This window comes from Sphingomonas sp. SL1004, from assembly GCF_057815015.1.
In genome coordinates, this window is the sequence record NZ_JBYMUX010000001.1 from 694,960 (window position 1) to 717,465 (window position 22,506).

Annotated in this window: 25 protein-coding genes; 11 read left to right on the top strand and 14 right to left on the bottom strand. The window is 66.7% G+C overall.

The genetic code is table 11. The annotated features are described in order from the left end of the window. Positions 1-5 precede the first annotated feature (5 nt). On the bottom strand, positions 6-512 hold the full coding sequence (locus tag AC3D24_RS03205; protein WP_489028117.1) for a DUF2141 domain-containing protein: 507 nt from the start codon (positions 510-512) through the stop codon (positions 6-8). Next, positions 509-1,456, bottom strand: coding sequence for a hypothetical protein (locus AC3D24_RS03210; RefSeq protein WP_489028119.1), 948 nt, complete (start codon positions 1,454-1,456; stop codon positions 509-511). Before AC3D24_RS03210 ends, AC3D24_RS03205 begins: the two co-directional genes overlap by 4 nt. 217 nt (positions 1,457-1,673) lie before the next feature. Between AC3D24_RS03210 and AC3D24_RS03215 the strand changes: the two genes are divergently transcribed. The 7 genes from AC3D24_RS03215 (at position 1,674) to AC3D24_RS03245 (ending at position 8,546) form a co-directional block, all read left to right on the top strand. After that, positions 1,674-2,468: a DUF2334 domain-containing protein gene (locus tag AC3D24_RS03215; protein ID WP_489028121.1), complete on the top strand. Its 795-nt coding sequence runs from the start codon at positions 1,674-1,676 to the stop codon at positions 2,466-2,468. Next, positions 2,465-3,640, top strand: a complete 1,176-nt coding sequence (locus tag AC3D24_RS03220) for a glycosyltransferase (RefSeq protein WP_489028123.1) — start codon at positions 2,465-2,467, stop codon at positions 3,638-3,640. Before AC3D24_RS03215 ends, AC3D24_RS03220 begins: the two co-directional genes overlap by 4 nt. After that, entirely contained in the window at positions 3,637-3,879 is a 243-nt protein-coding gene (locus AC3D24_RS03225; protein WP_489028125.1) for a hypothetical protein, read from the top strand. The genes AC3D24_RS03220 and AC3D24_RS03225 overlap by 4 nt, the downstream gene beginning before the upstream one ends. After that, positions 3,876-4,637 carry a COG4705 family protein gene (locus tag AC3D24_RS03230; RefSeq protein WP_489028127.1) on the top strand — a complete coding sequence of 254 codons (762 nt, stop codon included), beginning with the start codon at positions 3,876-3,878 and terminating at the stop codon, positions 4,635-4,637. Before AC3D24_RS03225 ends, AC3D24_RS03230 begins: the two co-directional genes overlap by 4 nt. Before the next feature lie 131 nt (positions 4,638-4,768). Then, the gene (locus AC3D24_RS03235) at positions 4,769-5,257 is read left to right on the top strand and encodes an RNA polymerase sigma factor (protein ID WP_489028129.1); all 489 of its coding nucleotides are present in this window, start codon (positions 4,769-4,771) and stop codon (positions 5,255-5,257) included. Between the two features lie 69 nt (positions 5,258-5,326). Continuing rightward, positions 5,327-6,295 carry a FecR family protein gene (locus AC3D24_RS03240; protein ID WP_489028131.1) on the top strand — a complete coding sequence of 323 codons (969 nt, stop codon included), beginning with the start codon at positions 5,327-5,329 and terminating at the stop codon, positions 6,293-6,295. Then, on the top strand, positions 6,198-8,546 hold the full coding sequence (locus AC3D24_RS03245) for a TonB-dependent receptor (RefSeq protein ID WP_489028133.1): 2,349 nt from the start codon (positions 6,198-6,200) through the stop codon (positions 8,544-8,546). Before AC3D24_RS03240 ends, AC3D24_RS03245 begins: the two co-directional genes overlap by 98 nt. A 45-nt stretch (positions 8,547-8,591) precedes the next feature. Here AC3D24_RS03245 and AC3D24_RS03250 read toward each other — a convergent pair whose 3' ends face one another. Beyond that, positions 8,592-9,383: a TetR/AcrR family transcriptional regulator gene (locus tag AC3D24_RS03250; RefSeq protein WP_489028135.1), complete on the bottom strand. Its 792-nt coding sequence runs from the start codon at positions 9,381-9,383 to the stop codon at positions 8,592-8,594. Here AC3D24_RS03250 and AC3D24_RS03255 point away from each other — a divergent pair. Then, entirely contained in the window at positions 9,319-10,059 is a 741-nt protein-coding gene (locus AC3D24_RS03255) for an SDR family NAD(P)-dependent oxidoreductase (protein WP_489028137.1), read from the top strand. The genes AC3D24_RS03250 and AC3D24_RS03255 overlap by 65 nt on opposite strands. Positions 10,060-10,450: 391 nt before the next feature. Here the strand turns inward: AC3D24_RS03255 and AC3D24_RS03260 are convergent, their stop codons facing one another. Then, complete coding sequence (locus AC3D24_RS03260) at positions 10,451-11,341, bottom strand: LysR family transcriptional regulator (protein WP_489028139.1); 891 nt, start codon at positions 11,339-11,341, stop codon at positions 10,451-10,453. Positions 11,342-11,431: 90 nt separating this feature from the next. On the opposite strand from AC3D24_RS03260, the gene AC3D24_RS03265 reads away from it, so the two are divergent. The 3 genes from AC3D24_RS03265 to fghA are packed head-to-tail and all read left to right on the top strand — an operon-like array spanning position 11,432 to position 13,970. Continuing rightward, on the top strand, positions 11,432-12,541 hold the full coding sequence (locus tag AC3D24_RS03265) for an S-(hydroxymethyl)glutathione dehydrogenase/class III alcohol dehydrogenase (RefSeq protein ID WP_489033024.1): 1,110 nt from the start codon (positions 11,432-11,434) through the stop codon (positions 12,539-12,541). Between the two features lie 17 nt (positions 12,542-12,558). Further along, entirely contained in the window at positions 12,559-13,125 is a 567-nt protein-coding gene (gfa, locus tag AC3D24_RS03270; RefSeq protein ID WP_489028141.1) for an S-(hydroxymethyl)glutathione synthase, read from the top strand. Then, on the top strand, positions 13,125-13,970 hold the full coding sequence (fghA, locus tag AC3D24_RS03275) for an S-formylglutathione hydrolase (protein ID WP_489028143.1): 846 nt from the start codon (positions 13,125-13,127) through the stop codon (positions 13,968-13,970). The genes gfa and fghA overlap by 1 nt, the downstream gene beginning before the upstream one ends. A 48-nt stretch (positions 13,971-14,018) precedes the next feature. Here the strand turns inward: fghA and AC3D24_RS03280 are convergent, their stop codons facing one another. From AC3D24_RS03280 to uxuA, 10 genes are all read right to left on the bottom strand, one after another. Then, complete coding sequence (locus tag AC3D24_RS03280; RefSeq protein WP_489028144.1) at positions 14,019-14,324, bottom strand: hypothetical protein; 306 nt, start codon at positions 14,322-14,324, stop codon at positions 14,019-14,021. Further along, positions 14,321-15,265: a LysR family transcriptional regulator gene (locus AC3D24_RS03285; protein ID WP_489028146.1), complete on the bottom strand. Its 945-nt coding sequence runs from the start codon at positions 15,263-15,265 to the stop codon at positions 14,321-14,323. Before AC3D24_RS03285 ends, AC3D24_RS03280 begins: the two co-directional genes overlap by 4 nt. Next, entirely contained in the window at positions 15,262-15,669 is a 408-nt protein-coding gene (locus AC3D24_RS03290) for a DoxX family protein (RefSeq protein ID WP_489028148.1), read from the bottom strand. Before AC3D24_RS03290 ends, AC3D24_RS03285 begins: the two co-directional genes overlap by 4 nt. Before the next feature lie 4 nt (positions 15,670-15,673). After that, entirely contained in the window at positions 15,674-16,303 is a 630-nt protein-coding gene (locus AC3D24_RS03295; RefSeq protein WP_489028150.1) for an alpha/beta hydrolase family protein, read from the bottom strand. Next, on the bottom strand, positions 16,300-17,103 hold the full coding sequence (locus AC3D24_RS03300; RefSeq protein ID WP_489028152.1) for a DODA-type extradiol aromatic ring-opening family dioxygenase: 804 nt from the start codon (positions 17,101-17,103) through the stop codon (positions 16,300-16,302). Before AC3D24_RS03300 ends, AC3D24_RS03295 begins: the two co-directional genes overlap by 4 nt. Positions 17,104-17,429: 326 nt before the next feature. Continuing rightward, positions 17,430-17,597 (bottom strand): antibiotic biosynthesis monooxygenase family protein, encoded by a 168-nt coding sequence (locus AC3D24_RS03305; protein WP_489028154.1) that lies wholly within the window; start codon positions 17,595-17,597, stop codon positions 17,430-17,432. Positions 17,598-17,830: 233 nt separating this feature from the next. Beyond that, the gene (locus AC3D24_RS03310; protein ID WP_489028156.1) at positions 17,831-18,274 is read right to left on the bottom strand and encodes a VOC family protein; all 444 of its coding nucleotides are present in this window, start codon (positions 18,272-18,274) and stop codon (positions 17,831-17,833) included. Positions 18,275-18,348: 74 nt separating this feature from the next. Next, positions 18,349-19,641 (bottom strand): MFS transporter, encoded by a 1,293-nt coding sequence (locus AC3D24_RS03315; protein ID WP_489028158.1) that lies wholly within the window; start codon positions 19,639-19,641, stop codon positions 18,349-18,351. A 148-nt stretch (positions 19,642-19,789) separates the two neighbouring features. Continuing rightward, positions 19,790-21,202, bottom strand: a complete 1,413-nt coding sequence (uxaC, locus tag AC3D24_RS03320; RefSeq protein WP_489028160.1) for a glucuronate isomerase — start codon at positions 21,200-21,202, stop codon at positions 19,790-19,792. Then, positions 21,199-22,365 carry a mannonate dehydratase gene (gene uxuA / locus AC3D24_RS03325; RefSeq protein WP_489028162.1) on the bottom strand — a complete coding sequence of 389 codons (1,167 nt, stop codon included), beginning with the start codon at positions 22,363-22,365 and terminating at the stop codon, positions 21,199-21,201. The genes uxaC and uxuA overlap by 4 nt, the downstream gene beginning before the upstream one ends. Positions 22,366-22,506 lie beyond the last annotated feature (141 nt).

Below are 22,506 nucleotides of genomic sequence, written 5' to 3' on the forward strand. Positions count from 1 at the left end.
CGGAATCAGTGCTTGAGCGGCGCGAACGAGAATAGTCCGCTGCGATAGTTCATGACGACCGTCGTCGCGGTCAGACCGGCATGCGCGACGATCCGGGCCTGGTCTACATCGGGCTTCGAGTGGCCGAGCCGTGGATTGCCGGCAAAACCGATGCCGTCGTGGAGCAGGCTGAAACCGTGGCCGCCCGTACGGCTGTGGACGACGCTCAGCGCGTAGGCGCCTTCGCCGGGTACGCGCAGGCACAATTGCGCAGGGCCGGATGGCGGCACTGCGATCACCGCGCGGCGGAAGGTCTTGCCCTGTGCGATCAGGACGTTGTCGTCGGCGAGGAAATCCCCCTCGACAGCCGGATAGACTTCCGCCCGCAGCCGTCCCGCCCGATCCTTCAGTCCGTCGACGGTCACGACGATCGCGGGGCCGGTCTCGTGCGGCCGGCACCGCGCCGCCTCGGTTCCCAGCGCGGGTGTCGACGGCAGGGTGGCAGCTAGGACGGTCATCAGCGACAGGATCATTGCGTACGCTCCGGGTTCAGGATCTCGACGGCGGCAAGGATCGCGCCGAGCAGCAGATGCGTGATCAGCCAGAGCGCGGCGATCATCGTCAGCATCGCGGTCACCTGCGACGACTGGCCCACCGTGAAGGCGACCAGCCCGGCGAAGACGATGTCCTTGTTGGGGATCAGCGGCAGGCGCGACACGAGCATCCGGAGCGTCGCGAGCACGAGCCACCAGGCGAGAGGCGCGGTCGGCAGCGTGACCGCCCAGAGCGCCGCGGCGAGCACCGTGGTCGCGACGATGCGCAGCAGGTGGATTATGGCGATCCGGCGAAGATCGCCGCGCGGCAGGCTGAAGAGCCGCTTGCGCATCGCCAGCGCCACGAGCGAGGGCAGCGCGATGCTCGCGGCCGACAGGATCATCACCTTGGCATCGGTGCCGAGGTTTAACGCGACGAGCGCGCGCCAGCTCAGCGCGGCGAGCGCCAGCGTGCAGACGTTCGCAACGACCGCGGACAGGACCGAGACGTCCTTGATCGCGCCGAACGGTGTGCCGACCATCGTCGCATGGCGACGTGCCCAGGCGTAGAAATAGAGCTCGCCCGAATAGCCCGCGACGATCTCGTTGCTGATCCGCTTGCGGAGCAAGGCGAGGAATCCCTTGGCCGGCAGGGTCCACAGCCGGCGATAGATGACCCATTCGCTTGCGGGCATCGCCAGATAGCCGGCGGCGAACACCAGCCAGAACAGCGGCGACCGCGGTACCATCGCGATGACGCCGCGCACGTCCAGATGGCGCAACTGCCAGAGCGCGGCGATCAGGATCGCGGCGGACAGGAGCGGCGTCAGCCAGCGTGCGACGAGCCCCTTGTGAACCACCATCGGCTTCAGCGGCAGCGCCGCTGCGGACAGGATGGTTCGGCTCGGGGTCCCGCTGGGCGTTCGGTGCAGCGCGTCGCTCATGCGGCACTGACCTTTGCCATTGCCCGATTGAGACGGTGCCGCGAGGCCGCGGCGGCGAACGAACCCGGATCTGTCATGGCATCTCGACGCCGCGGCGCCGGGCTATCCCCAGCCCGACCTTGGACGGCGAGGCAAAAATTTTGCGAAGGACTGCGGATCGGCCTCCGCAGTGCCGTCACCAGAGCATGGACGGACACGCTGCTTTCTGGACGGTGCGATGGTGACAGGTTCGAGGGATCACACGCCCGAAGCTCCGCGCGACAAGCGCCTGATCGTATCGATCCACGATGTCTCGCCTGCCTTTGCCGATCCGATCGAGCGACTGGCGGAAACGATCGGCGAGATCCTCGGCGGCCCGCGGTTCGCGATGCTCGTGGTGCCCAATCATTGGGGCGCGGCACCGCTGGACCGCGCGCCGGCGTTCGCGCGTCGGTTGCGTGGCTGGGCGGATGCGGGCGTCGAGATGTTCCTACATGGCTGGTTCCACCGCGATACGAGCGACCACGAAGGGACCGCCGCCGCGATGAAGGCACGGTACATGACGGCCGGCGAAGGCGAGTTCCTGGGCTTGAGCGCGGACGAGGCGGAATGCCGGATGCGGCGCGGGCGCGATGTCGTGGAGCAGGCGATCGGTCGTCCGGTCGCGGGGTTCATCGCGCCGGCGTGGCTTTATGGCGCGGGGGCCAGGGCGGCTTTGAAAACCTGCGATTTCGCGCTGGCCGAGGATCATTTCCGGGTCTGGCAACCGGCGAGCGGCGCGGTTGTCGCGAAGGGGCCGGTGGTGACCTGGGCCAGCCGATCGACCGCGCGGACCGCCAGTTCGCTCGCGGTGGCCGCCGCCGCACGCGCGCTGCCGGACTGGCTGCCGACGCTCAGGGTCGCGGTGCATCCCGGCGACGTCACCAAGGAGTCTCTGATGACGAGTATCGACAGGACGATCCGATCGCTGTCGGCACGACGCACCGTCGCGCGCTATGCCGATCTGCTGCCCGTGGGGGGACGCGCGTCATGAAGATCGTCGATGTCTGCGCCTTCTACACGCCGAGCGGCGGGGGCGTGCGCACCTATATCGATCGCAAGCTGATCGCGTTCGCCGAGCGCGGACACGAGGTCGTCGTCGTGGCGCCGGGCGACCATGATGGCGAGGAGCGCCGGGGCCCGCACGCCCGCATCCGATGGGTGCGATCGCCCCGCTTCCCGCTCGACCGCTCGTATCGCTATTTCGCCGATCGCACCGCGCTGCACGCGGTGCTCGACGACGAGGACCCCGATCTGGTCGAGGTCTCGTCACCGTGGCGCAGCGCGTCGATGGTGGCCGACTGGCGTGCCGAGCGTGGCAGCGGCGCGAAACTGTCGCTGGTCGCGCATGCCGATCCGCTGTCGGCCTATGCTTATCGCTGGTTCGAGGGGGTCGCATCGACACGGACGGTCGACCGGGCGTTCGACTGGTATTGGCGCCATCTGCGGCGGCTCGACCAACGGTTCGATCTGGTGGTGAGCGCGAGCGACAGCCTGACCGAGCGACTGCGGGATGGCGGCCTGCAAAAGGTCGTAACCGATCCCATGGGCGTCGAGCCCGGGCAATTCTCGCCGACGCTGCGCGATGCCGCGGCGCGACGCGACATGCTGGCGTTGTGCGATCTGCCCGAGAATGCGCTTCTGCTGATCGGCGTCGGACGGCATGCGCCCGAGAAGCGCTGGCCGATGGTCGCGCAGGCCGCGACCCTGGCGGGTGCGCAGGTGCCGGTCGGGCTGGTGATCGTCGGCGGCGGATCGCGGCAGCGCCCGGTCGTCGAGGCGATCGACGGCAATCCGCATGTCCGCCTGGTCGAGCCGACCACCGATCGCGCGGCACTGGCGCGGATGATGGCCAGCGCCGATGCCGTGATCCACGGATGCGAAGCGGAGACCTTCTGCTTCGTCGCAGCGGAGGCGATCGCCTCTGGTCGCCCACTGATCGCGCCGGATCGCGGGGGTGCCGCGGACCTCGCGCGCGCAGGCGGCGGCGTGACCTATCGATCGGGCGACGCGCAGAGTGCGGCCGATGCGATCCTCGCGGTGGCACGCGCCCGCGAGACCCCCGGCCTCCAGCGCACAATCCGCACGATGGACGATCATTTCGACGCACTGCTCGCGCTGTATGCCGACGGTGCCGCCACGAGGAGAGAAGGATCATGCCGATGACCGCGATCGCCTTTGCGATGCCGCTCGCCGCCGCGACCGATCCGCCTCTCGCGACGACGCCGTGCAATGCCGATGTCTGCGACTTCAGCGGCGACGGCCGGCTCTGTATGGCTGGTGTGGAAAGCCGATCCGCCTGGGCCTGTCCGGGCTTCTATCTGGCGATCCTGGCATGCGCGGTGCTGTCGATCGCGGTCATGATCGTCCGCTTGGGCGGCATGATCCGACACAAGCCGCGATGACCGACCGCGACCACGCGGCGCTGGCCAAGGTGCCCGCCGTCACTGTGGTGTTCTGGATCATCAAGATTCTGGCGACCACGCTCGGCGAGACTGCTGGCGACACGGTGAGCATGTCGATGAACCTCGGCTATCTCGTCGGCACCGCGATCTTCGCCGCGATCCTAGTATTGCTGGTGTGGCGGCAGGTGGCGGCACCGCGCTATCGGCCGTTCCTCTATTGGGCGACGATCATCGCGTCGACGACCGCCGGCACGACGATGGCGGACTTCGCGACGCGCTCGCTCGGGATCGGGTATCCGGGCGGGTCGCTCATCCTGCTGGCCGGCGTCGCAGCATCGCTGCTGGTATGGCATCGCGCATTGGGATCGGTGTCGGTCGCCACGGTGCACGAGCCGCGCGCGGAACTGTTCTACTGGGTCACGATCACCTTTTCGCAGACCCTGGGCACCGCGCTCGGCGACTGGACCGCGGACACCGGTGGGCTCGGCTATAGCGGTGCCGCGATCATATTCGGCGCGATGCTGGCCGTGATCGCCGCGCTGTATCTGTGGACCGCGATCGACCGCGTGCTGCTGTTCTGGGCGGCGTTCATCCTGACCCGACCGCTCGGCGCGGCGGTCGGCGATTTCCTCGACAAGCCGCTCGATCACGGCGGACTCGCGTTCAGCCGTCCGCATGCCTCCGGCGTGCTGGCGGTCGCGATCGTCGTGCTGATCCTGATCTGGCCGCTGCATCCCGCCGATCGGCACGCCGCCTGACGCGATAGATTTCTGGGGCGACTTACCGTTCGCACAAGGGCATTATGTCCATGCGGCCAAGGCGCTGCACTTGAACGCGGAGCCCTGTCGTAGCCGACGCCGACCCGATCCCGCCCGCCGGCCTGTCCGCGGTGCTTGCGGCCAACCGCCCGCAACTCGTCCGGTTCTTCACCGGGCGAACGGGAAGCGTCGCGGAGGCCGAAGACGTGGTGCAGGAAATATGGCTGCACGTGGCCGAGCCCATGACGGGCCCGATCGCGAACCCGCTCGCCTATCTGCACCGCGTCGGCATGAACATCGTGCTCGACCGGGTACGGGCCGGCGGGCGACGGCAGCGGCGCGACGCGGGCTATGTCGAAGTCACGACGTCGGTCATGGGCGCGGAGGCGATCGACGATGCGCCCTCCGCCTTCGACGCGGCGATGGGGCGTGAGCGGCTCGACCGGCTCGTTGCCGCTTTGTCCGGGCCACCCGAAGGCGCGATGCGCGTGTTCCGGCGGCACCGCATCGACGGCGCATCGCATGCCGAGATCGCCGCCGAACTGGGCATATCCCGCAGCGCGGTCGAAAAACACGTCGCGGTCGCGCTCCGGCACCTCAGAAAGGCGCTCGATGATTGATCGAGACAAGCAACTGCGGTCCGATACAGGCGGCGGCGTCTATCATTCGGGCGGGGAAAGGAGGGCGGCATGACGGACATACGCACGGCGATCGACGACGCGGCCTCCTGGCACGCCCGGCTCGATTCGCCGGAAATGGACTGGGAGGCGTTCGGCGCCTGGCTCGACGCCGACCCGTCGCATCGCCGCGCCTATGACAGCGTCGCGGTGCTGGACGCCGAGATCGGCGAGGCCGCGCCCGCGATCGCAGCCGCGATGCCCGCGAACGACGACATGGTCGCCGAGACGCCGGCGCCGGCACGATCGCCGCGCTGGCGCTGGGCTGCGCTCGGCACCGGCGGCGCGCTGGCGGCAGGGCTTGCGGTGCTGATTGCCGTCCCGTCGGCCGATACGGCGGCACAGCTTTACACGACCGGTCGCGGCGAGACACGCGCGGTCACGCTCGCCGATGGCAGCCGCATGCAGATCGACCGCGGGTCCCGCCTCTCGGTCAGCGGCGGGACCAGTCCGGTGATCGAGATCGCCGACGGCGCCGCGAGCTTTGCCGTGCGCCATGATCCCTCGCGCGTGTTGATGGTCCGCGCCGGCGGCTACGAAGTCCGCGATATCGGCACGCGGTTCGACGTCGTCAGCGCGCGCGGTCGCGTCGCGGTCACGGTCGCGGAGGGCGCGGTGGACGTCACGCCGATTGGCGGCTCCTCGGCGGACACGACGATGCTGCACGCCGGGCAAAGCCTGGACATCACACCATCGAAGCAGATCGCCGAGCGCCGCACCGTCGATCCTGCACGCGTTTCGGACTGGGCCGATGGACGGCTCGATTACGATGGCGCACCGCTGGCGCTGGTTGCCGCCGACATATCGCGGTATGCCGACGCCCCGCTGATGGTCGATCCGTCCGCGGCGAACCTGCGTTTCTCCGGGGTATTGACGATTGGTGATGGATCGCGGCTCGTCGATCAGCTTCGCGCGGTCCTGCCGATACGCGCTCGTCGCGTCGGCGGCGTGGTGCATCTGGACGCCGCCGCTTCACGCTGAGCAGACGCGGCTGGAGCTGACGATTCCGGCCGGCACGCTGCGATCCGCGCTCGACGTGCTCGCGCGACAGAGCGGCATCTCGATCGGCATGGCGGGATCGCTCCCCGATCTGCGTGTCCGGCGGATCGATCGCGCGGGCGATGTCGGCGATGCGTTGCGGCGGATGCTGGCCGGCAGCCGGCTTCGTGCGATCAGGATCGACGCGACGACGTGGCGGATCGAGGCTGTCCCGCAAAAAACCCCGCGTCCACTCGGCCGCCGTGCGCCGCCGCCCGAGCTGGCCAGCGGCGACATCATCGTTACCGCCAGCAAGCGCGACGAACGCCTCTCCGATCTACCCGCCTCGATCAGCATCGCGGACGGGCAGGTGCTCGACCGTCTTGCCGGGCGGCGCGGGCTGGTCGACGTGATGGCAAGCACCGACAGCGCGTTCTCGACCAATCTGGGCCCCGGCCGCGACCGTATCTTCCTGCGCGGCGTCGCCGACAGTGCGTTCAACGGCACCAGCCAGTCACTGGTCAGCCTGTATCTCGACGACGCGCGGATCGGCTATGCCGCGCCCGACCCCGATCTGCGGCTCGTCGATGTCGACCGCGTCGAGGTGCTCCGCGGACCGCAGGGTACGTTGTACGGCACCGGTGCGTTGGGCGGCGTCGTCCGCATCGTCACGGTCGCGCCCGATCTCGATCGCTTCGCCGGTAGCGCCGCGATCGAGGGAACGAGCGTCGCCAACGGCGCGCTGGGCGGCGCGGTCGAGGGCATCGTCAACGTGCCGATCCTGCCCGGCACGCTGGCACTGCGCGCTTCGGGCTGGAGCGAGACGATGCCCGGCTGGATCGACGACACCGGGCGAAACCGCCGCGACGTCAATCGGACCCGCCGGATCGGCGGCCGCGCCGCGTTGCGCTGGGCGTTCGGCGACTGGCACGCGACGCTCGGCGGCGTCGCGCAGCGGATCGATGCGCGCGATAGCCAATATGCGACCGATGGCCTGTCGCGCGCGACCCGTATCGCCGAGCCGCAGGACAATGACTTCACCTCGGCAACGCTCACTCTCGATGGGCCGATCGGCAAGCTGAACGTGCAGGCGACGACCGCATTCGTCGACCAGGAATTCGGCAGCACCTATGACGCCAGCGTTCTGGCGCCCTCGCTCGGTCTGACCGCGCCGCTCGCCTATATCGAGGATCGCTCGGCGCAACTCCTGTCGCAGGAGGTCCGCGTCAGCGACCCGACTGCGCGCCATCCGTGGATCGTCGGCGCGACGATCCTGCATTCGACCAGCCGGCTGGACGGCCGGTTCATGGCCACCGGCGGCTCTCCTGCGGTGACGGCACGACGTGACGAAGAGGATGTGATCGACGCAGCCCTGTTCGCCGAGGGCACGCAGCAACTGACGCAGTCGCTCGATTTCAAGCTCGGCCTGCGCGCGTTCTCGACGATCAGCCATCTCGAACAGGTCGACCCCGACCGCGAACGCGCGGCGCGGGTCGGCGTCACGCCCAGTGCGACACTCAGCTGGCATCGCGACGATCTCGGTCTCGTTTGGCTGCGTTATGCGAGCGCGGTCCGTCCGGCGGGTGTCAGTCGCACCGCGCCCGTCAACGATCGCCGCATCCCCGGCGACGAGTTGCAGAGCCTCGAGCTTGGGTGGCGGATCCGCGTGGACGGCGACCGTCTCGCGCTGCACGGCGCGATCTTCGGCTCGACCTGGGAGCATCTGCGCAGCGACACCGTCGGCGCGGACGGCCTGCTCGGGACGATCGATGCGGGCAACGCGGTCAATTACGGGCTGGAACTCGGCGGTCGGCTCGACCTCGTGCCGGTCGCGATCGATTTCGGCACCACGCTGCAGCGTGCGCGCCTGACCTCGACCTCGTCGGGTGTGACGATCGATGACGACGATCGCCGGCTGCCCGTGGTGCCCGACATATCCGCACGGCTCGCCGCCTCGCGAAGCTTCGACGTGCGCGGCCTGCCTGCGCAGATTTATGCGGCGGCTCGTTATATCGGCCGCACGCGACTGAGCTTCGATCCGCTGCTCGATCGTCCGGCGGGTCATTATGCCACGATCGATACCGGCGGCTCGATCGATATGGGGAGGCGACGCTGGTCGGTCGACGTCACCAACCTGCTCGACAGCCGCGGCAACAGCTTCGGCTTCGGCAACCCTTTCACGCTCGACAGCTTGACGCAGACCGTGCCCGTGCGTCCGCGGACGATCACGCTGCGGTTAGCGATCGGGCTCTGAACCGCGTCGGACACTACCGATCAGGCCCTAATGAGTTTTTCCGGACTATTGGGTGCGAGCGTCCCATCCGGCCATTGCCACCAACGTCAGATTCTCCAGCTCGGAGCGGCTGGCGCTATCGCGCGCCAGGATCGACATACCTGTTTGAACCGCTTGCACGAACCGGGCGAGCGCACGACCATCGGTAGCTTGAGGAATTTCACCGCTCTTCTTGGCTTGCGCAAGACGCTCTTCCAGCCGCTCGAGCGTGACGGCTCGTGCGGCTTTGACGATCTCGCCGAGGCCGGCATGGCCCTCACTGCCGACCGACGAGAGTGTCACCATACAGCCGCGGGGCATGTCGGCGATGCAACCGGTCAGCGCCGCAGCTGAGTCCATCAGGAGGGACTGGACGGCGCCTCTTGCGCTGTCCGCAGCCTTGAAGGCCGCCCAGACGAAATGCTCATTGCTGTCGACATAGTGCTGCAACGCCTCGGCGTAGAGCGCCTCCTTCGAGCCGAATGCGGCGTAGAGGCTCGGAGACCCGATCCCCATCGCCCCCGTCAGGTCCGTCATCGAGGTCGCTTCATAGCCCTTGCTCCAGAACAACCGGGTGGCCTGTTCCAGCGCCGCATCACGATTGAACGCACGGGGCCGGCCGCGTGATCGCGTTGCGGCCGTTCCAGCTTCTCCCGACGAGTTAGATTTCTGCATCGATCGATATGTAATACATTGACGCCGGAAGACAACGATCCTAGCTAATCTGTGTCGAACGATACAGAAAGACATTATCATGACCGAACTGACTGGCAAACGTGCGCTCGTGACGGGTGGATCGCGAGGCATCGGCGCCGCCATCGCTCTGGCTCTGGCGAAAAAGGGTGCGGATGTTGCCGTGACTTACGAGCGTTCCGCAGACCGGGCCGCAGAGGTCGTGCGAGCAATCGAGGCGGAAGGGCGGCGCGGCTTCGCCATCCAGGCCGACAGCGCGGATCCCGCCGCCATCAAGCGATCGGTCGAAGACGCCGTGACCTCGCTGGGGGGATTGGACATCCTCGTCAACAACGCCGCGATCGCACTTTACGGCACGATCGAAGACTTCAAGATCGAAGACATCGATGCCCTGCTTGCGGTGAACGTACGGGCTCCCGTGCTTGCCGCTCAGGCTGCGATCCGGCATCTGGCGTCGGGCAGCCGCATCATCACGATCGGATCCGCGGGAGCAGATCGGATCGTCGGCGCGACGGGCACGGTGTACTTCATGACGAAGTCGGCGCTGCAGTCATTCACGCGCGGACTGGCGCAGGAACTCGGCCCCCGGGATATCACCGCAAACCTGGTGCAGCCCGGTTCGACCGACACCGACATGAACCCAGCCGACGGGGACTATGCGGACTTCCAGCGCAGCCTCAGCCCCTTGGGCCGCTACGGTACAGCGGAGGACGTCGCCGCTGCCGTGGTATTCCTGGCCAGTCCGGCGGCTCGCCACGTGACCGGGGCCATCCTGAACGTCGATGGCGGGCAAACTGCCTGAATCCGATTGAGACGGCATGGGTGCGATGGAGCGTGCCCATGCCGTCTCGATTTTGACCTGCACAAACGTCTGTATGCGAAGGCCGTCGTACAGCCTTCGGATCGTTAACGGATCGGCTCCGCCGCAAAGCGGGACACCGAAGAGCAGCCTTCATTCCGCTCAGGCGAGGATAGCTGAAACCTTCTGGTCCGCGCGGGCCATCGCGGCCTCGAGTTGTACGGGCCCTAGCAACACTCCCTCCGCGACACGAACTCAGGCGCGACGCCGATGAAGGCGAATACTGTCGACAATAGGTTTCGAGATGCTCGCCGACAATATGGTTTCGCCGTCACCAACGGCCGGCTGCCGACCAGGCGGGGAGATCGGGGGCAGCCGAGTTGCACGTCCCCGGTCATCTCCCGCCGAGTCGAGACTGCAATTGCGCCTTCAGCCGATCGACCAGTACGCGGACCTTCGGGAGCAGATGGCGCCTGTGCGGATAGACCGCCCAGATCGGTTGCGCGGAGGGTTCGAACTCTTCGAGGAGCGCGACGAGGCTGCCGTCCTTGATCGGCTCGCGCACATAGAAATCGGGAAGTTGGCAAACTCCCATGCCGGCGATCGCCGCCTCGACGGTGGATTCCCCGCTGTTGCAATGCCACCGCCCTCTGACCCGACGTACAACCTCGGCACCATCCACGGCGAAACTCCAATGGGGGTTCGTGCCGAGCAGGCAAGAATGCAGGTCTAAATCTGCGATTTCGCCCAGGCCGGGCTTTCCCTCTAGGTAGGACGGCGAGGCACAAACCTGCAGCCGCCTCGACGCGATGCGCGTCGCGACGTAGCTGGAATCGTGGAGCCCGCCGGTGCGGATCGCGATGTCATATCCTTCCGCGATCAAATCGACGATGCGGTTGGTCAGATCGATTGTGACGCTGACGTTCGGATAGTCCGTCGCGAATTGTCGGACGATCGGCACGACGAAGCGATCCCCCAGCGCGATCGAGCAGGTCAGCTTCAAGTCCCCCTGGGGTTCACCGTCGACCGCTACGCTGGCGAACGCCTGGTCGCGGTCGTCGATGACCCGGCGGAGCTGGTCGAGCAGAAGCCTACCCTGCTCGGTCGCGACGACGCGGCGCGTGGTCCGGTTGAAGATCTGAACCTGGAGCGTCGCCTCGAGCCGCGCAACGGCGCGGCTAATATGCGACGTCGACACCTTCAAAGACCGCGCCGCGCCCGCAAACGTGCCGGCGGTATCGACGGCGACCGCTTCTGCAATTCCGTCCCACCTCCGCACGATCATCCCCACACAGCAACAATGAATTGCCGAATGCCCGGATTATCCCGCGGCGTCGAGCATGGCATGACCTGGTTCAGAGAATTGGAGATCAACATGAAAACGCGTGCCGCAGTCGCCTTCGAAGCAAAGAAGCCCCTGGAAATCGTCGAGCTCGACCTGGAAGGGCCGAAGTTCGGCGAGGTCCTCGTCGAGATCATGGCGACGGGCCTGTGCCATACCGACGCCTATACGCTGGGCGGCCTCGACAGCGAAGGCCTGTTCCCGAGCGTGCTCGGCCATGAAGGCGCCGGCATCGTCCGGGAGGTCGGCCCCGGCGTGACCAGCGTGAAGCCGGGCGACCACGTCATCCCGCTCTACACGCCCGAATGCCGCCAGTGTAAGTCGTGCCTCAGCGGCAAGACCAACCTGTGCACCGCGATCCGCGCGACGCAAGGGAAAGGGCTCATGCCCGACGGCACGACCCGCTTCTCGTACAAGGGCCAGCAGATCTTCCATTACATGGGCTGCTCGACCTTTTCGAACTTCACGGTCTTGCCGGAGATCGCCGTGGCGAAGATCCGCGAGGACGCGCCCTTCAAGACGACCTGCTATATCGGTTGCGGCGTGACCACCGGCGTCGGCGCCGTGGTGAACAGCGCAAAGGTCCAGGTCGGCAACACGGTGATCGTGTTCGGGCTCGGCGGCATCGGCCTGAACGTGGTCCAGGGTGCCCGCATGGTGGGTGCCGACATGATCATCGGCGTCGACCTGAACGGCGACAAGGAGGAATGGGGCCGCAAGTTCGGCATGACGCACTTCGTCAATCCGTCGAAGATCGACGGTGACATCGTCGCGCACCTCGTCGCGCTGACCGATGGCGGTGCGGACTTCACGTTCGACTGCACCGGCAACACGATCGTGATGCGCCAGGCGCTCGAAGCCTGCCATCGCGGCTGGGGTGTCTCGACCGTGATCGGCGTGGCGGAGGCCGGCAAGGAGATCTCGACGCGACCGTTCCAGCTGGTCACCGGCCGCGTCTGGCAGGGCAGCGCGTTCGGCGGCGCCCGCGGCCGCACCGACGTTCCGAAGATCGTCGACTGGTACATGAACGGCAAGATCGAGATCGACTCGATGATCACGCACGTCCTGACGCTCGACGAGATCAACAAGGGCTTCGACCTCATGCACGAAGGTAAGAGCATCCGTTCGGTCGTCGTCTACTAATCACACGGAGTTACCCCATGACCATATCCCTCCACCCTATGCTCGATAGCGGCGTGACCCCCGGCACCGGCGATTTCGCCGGCGGCACGCTCAGCTGTCATTGCACCGACCGCACCGTCACGGTGACGGTCGACGGCGACGTCGCGCACAACCATGCGTGCGGCTGCACCAAATGCTGGAAGCCCGAGGGCGCGGCATTCGCCGTCGTCGGCGTCGTCCCGCGCGAGAAGGTCGCGATCGCCCGGAACGGCGACAAGCTGGCGATCGTCGACGAGAGGGCCGCGATCCAGCGCCACGCCTGCACCGTCTGCGGCGTGCATCTGTACGGCCGGATCGAGAACAAGGACCACGGCTTCTACGGTCTCGATTTCGTCCATGCCGAGCTGTTCGATACCAAGGGGGCGGCCGCACCGGGCTTCGCGGCGTTCGTGTCGTCGATCATCGAAGGCGGCGTCGATCCGGCGGAAACCACGCCGGTACGCGCGCAGCTCAAGACACTCGGGCTCGAGCCTTATGACTGCCTCAACCCGACGCTGATGGATGTGCTCGCGACGCAGGCCTACACGCTGAAGCAGGCGGCGTAATGGCTATGATCGAGACGGTTTCTACCAATCGATCGCATGGTGGCGTGCAAGGCGTGTACAAACACGCCTCTGCCGTCACCGGGACCGAGATGACTTTCTCGGTCTATGTCCCGCCGCATGACGAGGGGGCGACGCTGCCGGTCGTGTGGTTCCTGTCGGGGCTGTCGTGCACGCACGCCAACGTCACCGAAAAGGGCGAGTTTCGCGCGGCCTGTGCGGAGCTCGGCCTGATCCTGGTCGCGCCGGATACCAGCCCGCGCGGGGAAGGCGTGCCCGACGATGCCGCCGGTGCCTATGACTTCGGTCTCGGTGCCGGGTTCTACGTCGACGCGACCGAACCGCCGTTCGCGGCCAATTACCGGATGTGGAGCTATGTCACCGAGGAATTGCCCGCGCTCGTCGCCGCCAATTTCCCGGTCGACATGGCGCGGCAATCGATCATGGGCCACTCGATGGGCGGGCATGGTGCGCTGACCATCGGCCTGCGTCACCCCGATCGGTTCAAGGCGGTCTCCGCACTCGCGCCGATCGTCGCGCCCAGCCAGGTGCCGTGGGGCGTCAAGGCGCTCTCGGGCTATCTGGGCGACGATCGCGCGACATGGCGTTCGCATGACGCGGTCGCACTGATCGAGGACGGCGCGCGCATTCCGGCGATACTCGTCGACCAAGGCGATGCCGACCAGTTCTTGGTCGAACAGCTCCGCCCCGAACTGCTGAAGGCGGCATGCGATGCGGCCGGGATCGACCTGACTTTGCGGATGCAGCCCGGGTACGACCACAGCTATTACTTCATCTCGACCTTCATGGCCGACCATCTACGCTGGCACGCGCAGCGTCTGGCGTAACCCGGTGAACCCGGCCGGCCGACAGGCTGGCCGGGTCCCCTTGGTCGATCAGGCCTTGCTTGGGTGCAGTGCTACCCAGGCCGTAAATGCCGTTACGAAGCCTTCAAGGAAGGTCTTGCCGCTGCCTTCGACCAGGTTGCTGGCGTCGTCGAACAGGCTGGCGGCGTGTCCCAGATAAGCCTCCGGCTGCTGCATCGCCGGCATGTCGAGGAATACCAGGCTCTGCCGCAGGTGATGGTTGGCGCCGAACCCGCCGATCGCGTCGAGCTTCTGGATCGCAATCGCGAGTTTGCGGGTCAGGCCGTTGGTTCGCAGGCTGCCGATGAGGATGCCGATTGTTGGCTTGCCGGTCATGATGATTTCCCTTGTGTTTGAGGAGTAAGTGGAGGCGCGGCCGTGCCGAAATTCGGCAGCAGCAACGCCTTGTTCGTGGCGATAGCGGCGACGAGGACGTCCTGGACCGCCATGATCCGCGGCGCGTGGCGGGTGTCGCGGTGGACGCCCATCCATATCTCGCGCGTGAGGGCTTCGCCGGTACCGAGGCGGACCAGATCCGACTGATGTGCGGCGAGGTAACAGGGCAGGTGACCCAGCCCGAGGCCTGCCTTGACGCCCTGGAGCTGAACTTCGCGGCTGTTCGCGAGAAGCGCAGGTTCGGCGCGCGTCGTGCAGTCCGCGAACCAGCGTCCGTCCGGCGTGTCGAGCAGGTCGTCCTGTACTCGCACGATCCTGTGCCCCGGTGCGCCCGTCGCCCAGTCGGGCCTGCCCCGAGCGTCCAGATAGGCGGCGGAAGCATAGACGGCGAACGCCATCTCGCCGATCTTTCGCACGACCGTTTCATGGGCATCGAACCGGCCGAGCCGGACGGCTACGTCAGCTTCGCGGCGGGCGAGGCTGAGCGAGCGATTGTCGGTGATCAGCTCGATCACGATACCCGGATGCGCGTCGTGGAGCGGCTTGAGACCGGCGGTGAGGATGTGCGCGGCGAGCGCATCGACGGTGGTGACGCGGACCAGGCCCTCCAGGCGCTGGTCCCCGCCGCTGATCGTGCGCTCCAGCGACAGCGCCGCATCCTCCATGCGCTCGACCTCGCCGAGGATCGCCGCACCCGTCGGGGTCAACCGGAACCCCGTCGGCGTACGATCGAGCAGGGTTGCGCCGGCCCGACCATGGAGATGGTCGAGCCGGCGGCCCATCGTCGTCTGGCTGACCTTCAGCGCCCGCGCGGCCGCGGACAGCGTGCCGTGCCGGGTGATCGCCAGGAACGTCTTGAGGTCATCCCAGTCGAGCATCATGCACCGCGCTTGGCGTCGATGCTCCAGGGGCCAGAACCCGCGGCAGCTAGGAAGAGGAAGGCGAAGGTGTAGATCACCGCGAGCTCGCCGCCGTTGAGGACGGGAAAGAAGCCCTGGGGAGCGTGCACCATGAAGTAGGCGACGGCCATCTCGCCTGCCAGCACGAAGGCGATCGGGCGGGTGAACAGGCCGACGAGCAGGGCTAGGCCGCCAACCAATTCAAGGACTGCAGCAAGCCCGAACAGGCTCAGCAGCGGCACCTGGCCTGGTGCTGCGCCGGCGGGAAAGCCGAACAGCTTCACCAGTCCGTGCGACAGGAACAGGAGCGCCAGGACGATACGGAAGATGGCGTGCAGGCGAGGCGCCCAAGAGGAGGCGGTGGTATCCAGGGTGTTCGTGGTCATGATGTCATCCTTCGATCGTAAGTGCGGGGGTGAGTTCGGGGGGGCGTGGGGAAGCGGTCGCGGCGAGCCAGCTCGCGATCGAGGAAAGTGTTTGCGCGCCGATGCCATGGCCGATCCCGGCGGTCAGGATCTGGTCGACATGATGGCCTGCCGCGCGAAGCCGTTCGGCGGCGTCCTGCGACAATCCCTGTGGCATCACCCGGTCGACCGAGTCGGCGATGACGAGCAATGACGCGGGGTGTGTAGCCGCTGGGATGACAGGCGCTGCCAGTCGGCCTGCGATCGCGATGGCGCGCCCGGCGTGAAACCCCTGCGCCACCATCGCGAGCGTCATGATCGCGCCCTGGCTGAAGCCGAGCAGCACGAGATCCTCTCGCGCGACGCCGTGCTGTCTTGCCAGGTCGTCGAGCCGCTTGAGCATGCGAGGCAACGCACCCGCCACGCGCCGCGGCCGGTCGGCCTCGGTCACGCCGCTGACCGAGAACCATTGCCGTCCGCGGCCACCGCCGTCGAAAGGTTCGCAGCCGTCGAGTGCGATCACCTCGGCAACGGCAGTCAACGGCGCGAGGGCTGCGCCCATGTCGGAACCGGACGATCCGACACCGTGCAACGCGACGATCAGGGGCCGGTTCATGCCGCTCCTCCAAATGCAAAGGCATCCATCCGCAGGATGCCGTGCGTGGTGCTCGCGTGTAGATGCTCGGCCCGTCCGGCCTCGCTACCGCCGCTTCCGGCTCCCAGCGCCACGAACAGCGGCAGTAGATGCTCCTCGGTCGGATGGTTGCGCACGGCTTGCGGCGCGCGGTTGCGATAGGCGAGCAGGTCGTCGATGCGGCCTTCCTCGATCGCATCGGTCATCCAGTCCGCAAACTGGTCGACCCAGGCCGGGGCAGGGGCGTGCAGGGCATTGTAATATTGGCGGAAGCTGGACAGGTCGTGGGTGAAGCTGCCCGAGCCGACGATCAGCACGCCCTCCTCGCGGAGCGGTGCCAGAAGCTGGCCCAGCTTGTAATGATAGTCCGGCCCGAGAGCGGTCTGGACCGAGAGCTGGACGACGGGGATGTCGGCCTCGGGATAGACGAGCCGCACCGGCACCCATGCGCCGTGATCGAGACCGCGGCCGGGGACACGGGCGACCTTGCCGCCAGCCGTTTCGATCAGGCCGGCGACACGATCGACCAGCCAGGCCGAACCGGGCGCTGCATAGCGGATCGCATACAGCTCGGCGGGAAAGCCGGTGAAGTCGTGGATCGTCTCGTTGACCGCGCTTGCGGTCACGCTCGGCGCGGCGGTCTCCCAATGCGCGGAGATCACGAGGATCGCGCGCGGCCGTTCAGGAAGATCAGCCCCGAGTTGCTCGAGGAAAAGGCGGGCGGGCGCATCCGTCAACGGGAAGGTCGGCGCACCGTGCGATACGAAAAGGGCGGGAAGCATTTGGACACCTCGTTGCTACCCCGCTGATATGGACGCTGCATAATGCTTTAGCGATCTGCGATATACGCGTAACCCATATGCGTTTTCGCATAGACCGGAAGGGGAAATGAAGTCCCGCCATAGGGACTCTACCCGGTCGTTCAGGCGGCAACAGGCTCGCGAGCGACCCGCAGGATCGGCTTGATCGTGACGCCGCGTTCGGAATCCTCCATCGCCTGGTTGATGTCGTCGAACGCATAGAACCGGACGAGCCGGTCGAACGGGAAGCGGCCCTGCTTGTACAGGTCGATCAGGACCGGGATGAATGTCTTGGCAACGACGTCGCCCTAGACGATGCTCAGGAGATACCGGAGAGGATCTTCGACCGATCGTTCGAGGTGAACGCTCTCGCAGCCCTTTGCGCGTTTGAACAATGGCACGGCGGCCGAGAAACTCCGCTCGAACTGTTCTCCCATCCCGGCGCGGATCAGGATGTTGGCGAGTTCATGTACCATTGGGCGGGTCCTTCCGATCGTCGGCACGTCGCCCACATGAAGGGGGCACGGCCCGGTCTGTCTGTGTAGCGTGTACGACCGGCGAAGGAAGGCGAACCTCAGTCCACTCTCTGCAGCCGGACGGTGCGTCTGCGGGGTCGTGCGGCAGGATAAGACGATCTGATGCGGCAATGAACTTCTCGAACATCGCGGGCTAATGTTCCTGCCGCTAATCGCGCCGAGTTTGGGTGAAATCAGCGTTTGGAAAGGGTAGGCGAGTCCCCGATCTCCAGCCAATAGCCATCGGGATCCTGCGCATAGATCTGGCGGACGCCGTCGAACCGGACCTGCATCGCGCGCGGCTTGCCCGCGAGATCGGTCCAGACGACGCCATGTCGGTCCAACCAGGCGGTGACGGTAGCGAGATCGTCGACATGCAGCGCCAGATGCTCGTTCCGGTTCGACGGCTTCGGTGCGGTGCGGCCGTCGAGGATGTGGAGCGCCAGGCCGTTGCCGAGGTCGAGCCAGCGGCGGTTCTTGAGCGGCGTCGGGATGATCCGCAAGCCGAACGCCTCATGGTAGAAGGCCGCGCTGCGATCGATGTCCGCTGCCTGGATCGCGACATGTTCGGCTTTCGCGACGGGCGCGACCGTCGCCTGCGCTGCCGCCAGTATGAGAAGAACGGACGGCACGATCATGAGCGACGATCCTCGAAACATGGGAGATGGTATGAGCCGATGTTTGAACGCTCGTCATCGGCTCCTGCACGACGTTAGCCGGGTTGCGCATCTTCCAGGTTCGGCAGCAGAAGATGGACGATGGCCAGCGCGACGAAATAGGCGATGCCGGCCCAGACGAACACCGGGACGTAGCTGCCGACCGTTTCGAGCACGTGCCCGACATAGCGCGCCATGATCATCCCGCCGACCGCCCCGGCGGCGCCGCCGATCCCCATGACCGACGCGACCGAACTCTTGGGGAACGTATCGGAGACCATCGTGTACAGGTTCGACGACCAGCCCTGGTGCGCGGCAGCGGCCACGCCGATGATCGCGACCGCGGCGAACAGGCTGGACACGGTGCTGGCCAGCATGATCGGCAATACCAATATGGCAGAGGCGAGCAGCGCCAGCTTGCGGCCGGCGTTGACGCTGTACCCGCGCTTGATGAGTGCCGACGACAACCAGCCGCCGCCGATGCTGCCGACGTCCGCGAGCAGATAGACCGCGATCAGCGGCGGACCGAACGTCTTGAGATCGAGGCCGTGGCGCTTGGCAAAGAAGTCCGGCAGCCAGAACAGGAAGAGGTACCAGACCGGATCGGTCAGGAACTTGGCCACGACGAAGGCCCAGGTGCCGCGATAGCGGAACAGGCGACGCCACGGGATCGGCGTCGTGCCCGCATCATTGTCCTGATCGGCGCGGATATAGGCAAGCTCCTGTGCCGAGACCCGGGGGTGATGTTCGGGCGCGCGGTAAAAGATAAGCCACGCCGCGAGCCAGACGAACCCGAGCAGGCCCGTCACGATGAACGCCGCGCGCCAGCCATAGGCGAGCGTGATGATCGGCACGACGATCGGCGTGGCGATCGCGCCGACATTGGCGCCGGCGTTCAGGATGCCGGCGGCGAGCGCGCGTTCCTTCTTCGGAAACCATTCGGCGACCGACTTGATCGCGGCCGGGAAGTTCGCCGCCTCGCCGAGCCCCAACGCAAAGCGGGCGATCGAGAAGCCGCCGGGGCTGCGGACCAGCGCATGGAACAGCGCGGCGAGGCTCCACACCGTGATGGCCGCGGCATAGCCCATCTTCGAGCCGATCTTGTCGATGATCGGCCCGCAGGCGAGCAGGCCGATCGCATAGGCCGCCTGGAACCAGAACACGATCATGCCGTAGTCGACTTCGGACCAGCCCAGTTCGCCCTGCAGCGTGGGCTTGAGGATGCCGATGACCTGACGGTCGATGTAATTGATCGTCGTCGCGAAGAACAGCAACGCACAGATGACCCAGCGGACATTGCCGCCGGCCTTTTGCGGGCCGGGATCCGTCGCCTGTGTTGAACCGTCCACGCTCGCTCTCCCCTCGCGGTTTGTCCGCTTTTATCGTCTGCCGAATGCTGCCGGTTTGTCGGCTAGTATCGCGCGGTCCTGCGGGCGCGGTCATAGTCGGGCCGTGCGACATGCGCCGACAGCCGGTCGATCGTGGCGGCGGACAGTCTCACACGCGGTAGGCTCGGCGCGCGAGTCCGACGGTCAGTTCGTGCGCGAGGTCGGCCGCTTCCCAATCCGCCAACCGATGCTCGGCGACGAGGCGCGCAAGGAACGCACAATCGACACGTCGTGCGACGTCATGGCGCGCGGGGATCGACAGGAACGCCCGCGTGTCGTCGTTGAACCCGACCGTATTGTAGAAGCCCGCCGTCTCGGTCGTCATCTCGCGGAAGCGGCGCATGCCTTCGGGCGAATCATGAAACCACCAGGCGGGGCCGAGACGCAGGCAGGGATAATGGCCGGCGAGTGGCGCCAGTTCGCGCGCATAGGTGGATTCGTCGAGCGTGAAGAGGATGATGGTGAGGCTCGGATCGTTGCCGACCTCGTCGAGCATCGGGCGCAGGCCATGCACGAAATCGACGCGGGCGGGGATATCGGCGCCGCGGTCGCGTCCGTGGCTGGCGAACAGGCGCGCGTTGTGATTGCGCACGCTGCCGGGATGGATCTGCATGACCATCCCGTCCTCGATCGACATGCGTGCCATCTCGGTCAGCATCTGCGCACGGAACAGCTCGGCATCGGCAGGTGTCGGGTCGGGACCGGTGACGCGGGCAAACAACGCCGCGGCGGCGCCGGGATCGAGGTTCGCGGTTTGCGCGGTCGGGTGGCCGTGATCGGTTGCGGTCGCCCCTGCGGCGCGGAAGTCCGCGCGGCGCTTGCGGTGCGCGGCGAGATAGCCGGGCCAGGTCCAGACATCCTCCCCGGTCAACGCGGCAAACCGCTCCATCGTGGGGCGGAACCCCTCGTGCTCCACGTCGATGACGCCGTCTGGACGATAGGTCGTCACGACGCGGCCCGCCCAGCCGGAGCCGCGGATCGCACGGTGCGCGTCGAGCGGATCGTCGGCGCCCTCGGTGGTCGCGAGGAATTCGATCCCGAACCGCTCGAACAGCGCACGCGGGCGAAACGCCTCGGTCGCGAGCCGCTCGGCGATGCCGTCGAAATACAGGTCGCTCGTCGAGGCATCGAGCGCCACGTCGAACCCGAGCACCTCTGCGAAGACATGATCGAGCCACGCCTGTGACGGTGTCCCACGGAACAGATGGTAATGAGTGGCGAGCGTGCGCCAGGCTTCGCGCGGGTCGGTATCGGGCACGCCCTCCCGCGACGGAACGCCGAGACGATCGAGCGCGATGCCCTGGCTGTAGAGCATCCGGAACAGATAATGGTCGGGCGCCAGCAACAGGCTGGTCGCGTCGCGCCACGGTTCGTTGGTCGCGAACCAGCGCGGATCGGTATGGCCGTGCGGCGAGACGATCGGCAGCGTGGCGATCTCCGCATACAGCGCGCGGGCGATCGAGCGCTGGTCCGGGTCGCTGGAGAACAGTCGATCTGGCGAGAGGCGAAGCGGGCGGCTCAAGCGCGCACCGCCATATACGCGATCCCGCGCTCGAGACCGCGCAGCTCGGCAAGGCCGCGCATCCGCCCGAGCAGCGAATAGCCGGGCAGCGTGTGCTTCGACAGGTCATCCAGCATCTGGTGGCCATGATCGGGGCGCATCGGGATCGAGCGTCCCTCGCGCGTCTGCAGGGCATGAATGGCCGCGACCAGCGCGACCATGTCGGCATCACCGGCGAGATGCGCGGCCTCGTGGAAGGCGCCACCCGGCTCGCGCTGGACGGATCGCAGGTGAAGGAAGCCGATCCGGTCGCCAAGCCGCTCGATCATCCCGGGCAGGTCGTTGTCCGCACGGGCGCCGAACGAGCCCGCGCAGAAGCACAACCCGTTGGAGCGGTTGGGCACTCGCGCGAACAGCGTCGTCACATCGGCCTCGGTACTGACCACGCGGGGCAGGCCGAACAACGCAAAGGGCGGGTCGTCGGGATGCACCACCAGCCGCATGTCGAGTGCGTCCGCCAGCGGGCAGACCGCCTTCAGGAACGCGATGTGGTTGGCGCGAAGCCCCTCGGCATCGATCGCGTCATACTGCGCCAGCGCGTCGCGAAACCGATCGGCGGTGAAGGTCTCCTCGCTGCCGGGAAGCCCTGCGATGATGGTCTTCTCGAGCAGGCGGCGCGCGTCCGTATCCATCGCAGTGAACCGGCGCCCTGCGCTTTCGACCAGCGCAGGAGAATAATCGCGCTCGGCCCCTGCGCGCTGTAAAATATGAATGTCGAAGATTGCCGCCGCCTCGAGCTCGAAGCGAAGCGCGCGCGCGCCGTCGGGCATCGTCCAGGCGAGGTCGGTGCGGGTCCAGTCGATGACCGGCATGAAGTTATAGGTGACCGTACGGATGCCGCATGCGGCCAGATTGGTCAGGCTCTGCCGATAATTGTCGATCAGCCTGTCCCGGTCGGCGCCGTACGTCTTGATCGCTTCGTGCACCGGCAGGCTCTCGACCACCGACCAGACGAGCCCGGCCGCCTCGATTTCGGCTTGCCGCGCGGCGATCGCATCCTGGGGCCAGACGTCGCCATTCGCGATCTCGTGGAGCGCCGTCACGATACCGGTGGCACCGGCCTGGCGAATATCGCGTAACGTTACCGGGTCGGAAGGGCCGAACCAGCGCATCGTCTCGATCATCGGCACCCAGCGTCCTCTCTCGATTGTGCGGACCTTGTGGCCTCGCTGCGGTTACATGTGTCTAGCGATCCCGAACCTATTAGGCCAGATGCTATAAAGTGGTCAGGCCATTTTTCGTCGGTGAAGGTTGATGGTGACTGG

What these genes read in the sequence shown, in the direction of transcription:
- AC3D24_RS03205 (WP_489028117.1), bottom strand. Translation starts at nt 512, where the DNA reads ATGATCCTGTCGCTGATGACCGTCCTAGCTGCCACCCTGCCGTCGACA.
- AC3D24_RS03210 (WP_489028119.1), bottom strand. Translation starts at nt 1,456, where the DNA reads ATGAGCGACGCGCTGCACCGAACGCCCAGCGGGACCCCGAGCCGAACC.
- AC3D24_RS03215 (WP_489028121.1), top strand. Translation starts at nt 1,674, where the DNA reads ATGGTGACAGGTTCGAGGGATCACACGCCCGAAGCTCCGCGCGACAAG.
- AC3D24_RS03220 (WP_489028123.1), top strand. Translation starts at nt 2,465, where the DNA reads ATGAAGATCGTCGATGTCTGCGCCTTCTACACGCCGAGCGGCGGGGGC.
- AC3D24_RS03225 (WP_489028125.1), top strand. Translation starts at nt 3,637, where the DNA reads ATGACCGCGATCGCCTTTGCGATGCCGCTCGCCGCCGCGACCGATCCG.
- AC3D24_RS03230 (WP_489028127.1), top strand. Translation starts at nt 3,876, where the DNA reads ATGACCGACCGCGACCACGCGGCGCTGGCCAAGGTGCCCGCCGTCACT.
- AC3D24_RS03240 (WP_489028131.1), top strand. Translation starts at nt 5,327, where the DNA reads ATGACGGACATACGCACGGCGATCGACGACGCGGCCTCCTGGCACGCC.
- AC3D24_RS03245 (WP_489028133.1), top strand. Translation starts at nt 6,198, where the DNA reads ATGGATCGCGGCTCGTCGATCAGCTTCGCGCGGTCCTGCCGATACGCG.
- AC3D24_RS03255 (WP_489028137.1), top strand. Translation starts at nt 9,319, where the DNA reads ATGACCGAACTGACTGGCAAACGTGCGCTCGTGACGGGTGGATCGCGA.
- AC3D24_RS03250 (WP_489028135.1), bottom strand. Translation starts at nt 9,383, where the DNA reads ATGGCGGCGCCGATGCCTCGCGATCCACCCGTCACGAGCGCACGTTTG.
- AC3D24_RS03260 (WP_489028139.1), bottom strand. Translation starts at nt 11,341, where the DNA reads ATGATCGTGCGGAGGTGGGACGGAATTGCAGAAGCGGTCGCCGTCGAT.
- AC3D24_RS03265 (WP_489033024.1), top strand. Translation starts at nt 11,432, where the DNA reads ATGAAAACGCGTGCCGCAGTCGCCTTCGAAGCAAAGAAGCCCCTGGAA.
- gfa (WP_489028141.1), top strand. Translation starts at nt 12,559, where the DNA reads ATGACCATATCCCTCCACCCTATGCTCGATAGCGGCGTGACCCCCGGC.
- fghA (WP_489028143.1), top strand. Translation starts at nt 13,125, where the DNA reads ATGGCTATGATCGAGACGGTTTCTACCAATCGATCGCATGGTGGCGTG.
- AC3D24_RS03280 (WP_489028144.1), bottom strand. Translation starts at nt 14,324, where the DNA reads ATGACCGGCAAGCCAACAATCGGCATCCTCATCGGCAGCCTGCGAACC.
- AC3D24_RS03285 (WP_489028146.1), bottom strand. Translation starts at nt 15,265, where the DNA reads ATGATGCTCGACTGGGATGACCTCAAGACGTTCCTGGCGATCACCCGG.
- AC3D24_RS03290 (WP_489028148.1), bottom strand. Translation starts at nt 15,669, where the DNA reads ATGACCACGAACACCCTGGATACCACCGCCTCCTCTTGGGCGCCTCGC.
- AC3D24_RS03295 (WP_489028150.1), bottom strand. Translation starts at nt 16,303, where the DNA reads ATGAACCGGCCCCTGATCGTCGCGTTGCACGGTGTCGGATCGTCCGGT.
- AC3D24_RS03300 (WP_489028152.1), bottom strand. Translation starts at nt 17,103, where the DNA reads ATGCTTCCCGCCCTTTTCGTATCGCACGGTGCGCCGACCTTCCCGTTG.
- AC3D24_RS03305 (WP_489028154.1), bottom strand. Translation starts at nt 17,597, where the DNA reads ATGGTACATGAACTCGCCAACATCCTGATCCGCGCCGGGATGGGAGAA.
- AC3D24_RS03310 (WP_489028156.1), bottom strand. Translation starts at nt 18,274, where the DNA reads ATGATCGTGCCGTCCGTTCTTCTCATACTGGCGGCAGCGCAGGCGACG.
- uxuA (WP_489028162.1), bottom strand. Translation starts at nt 22,365, where the DNA reads ATGATCGAGACGATGCGCTGGTTCGGCCCTTCCGACCCGGTAACGTTA.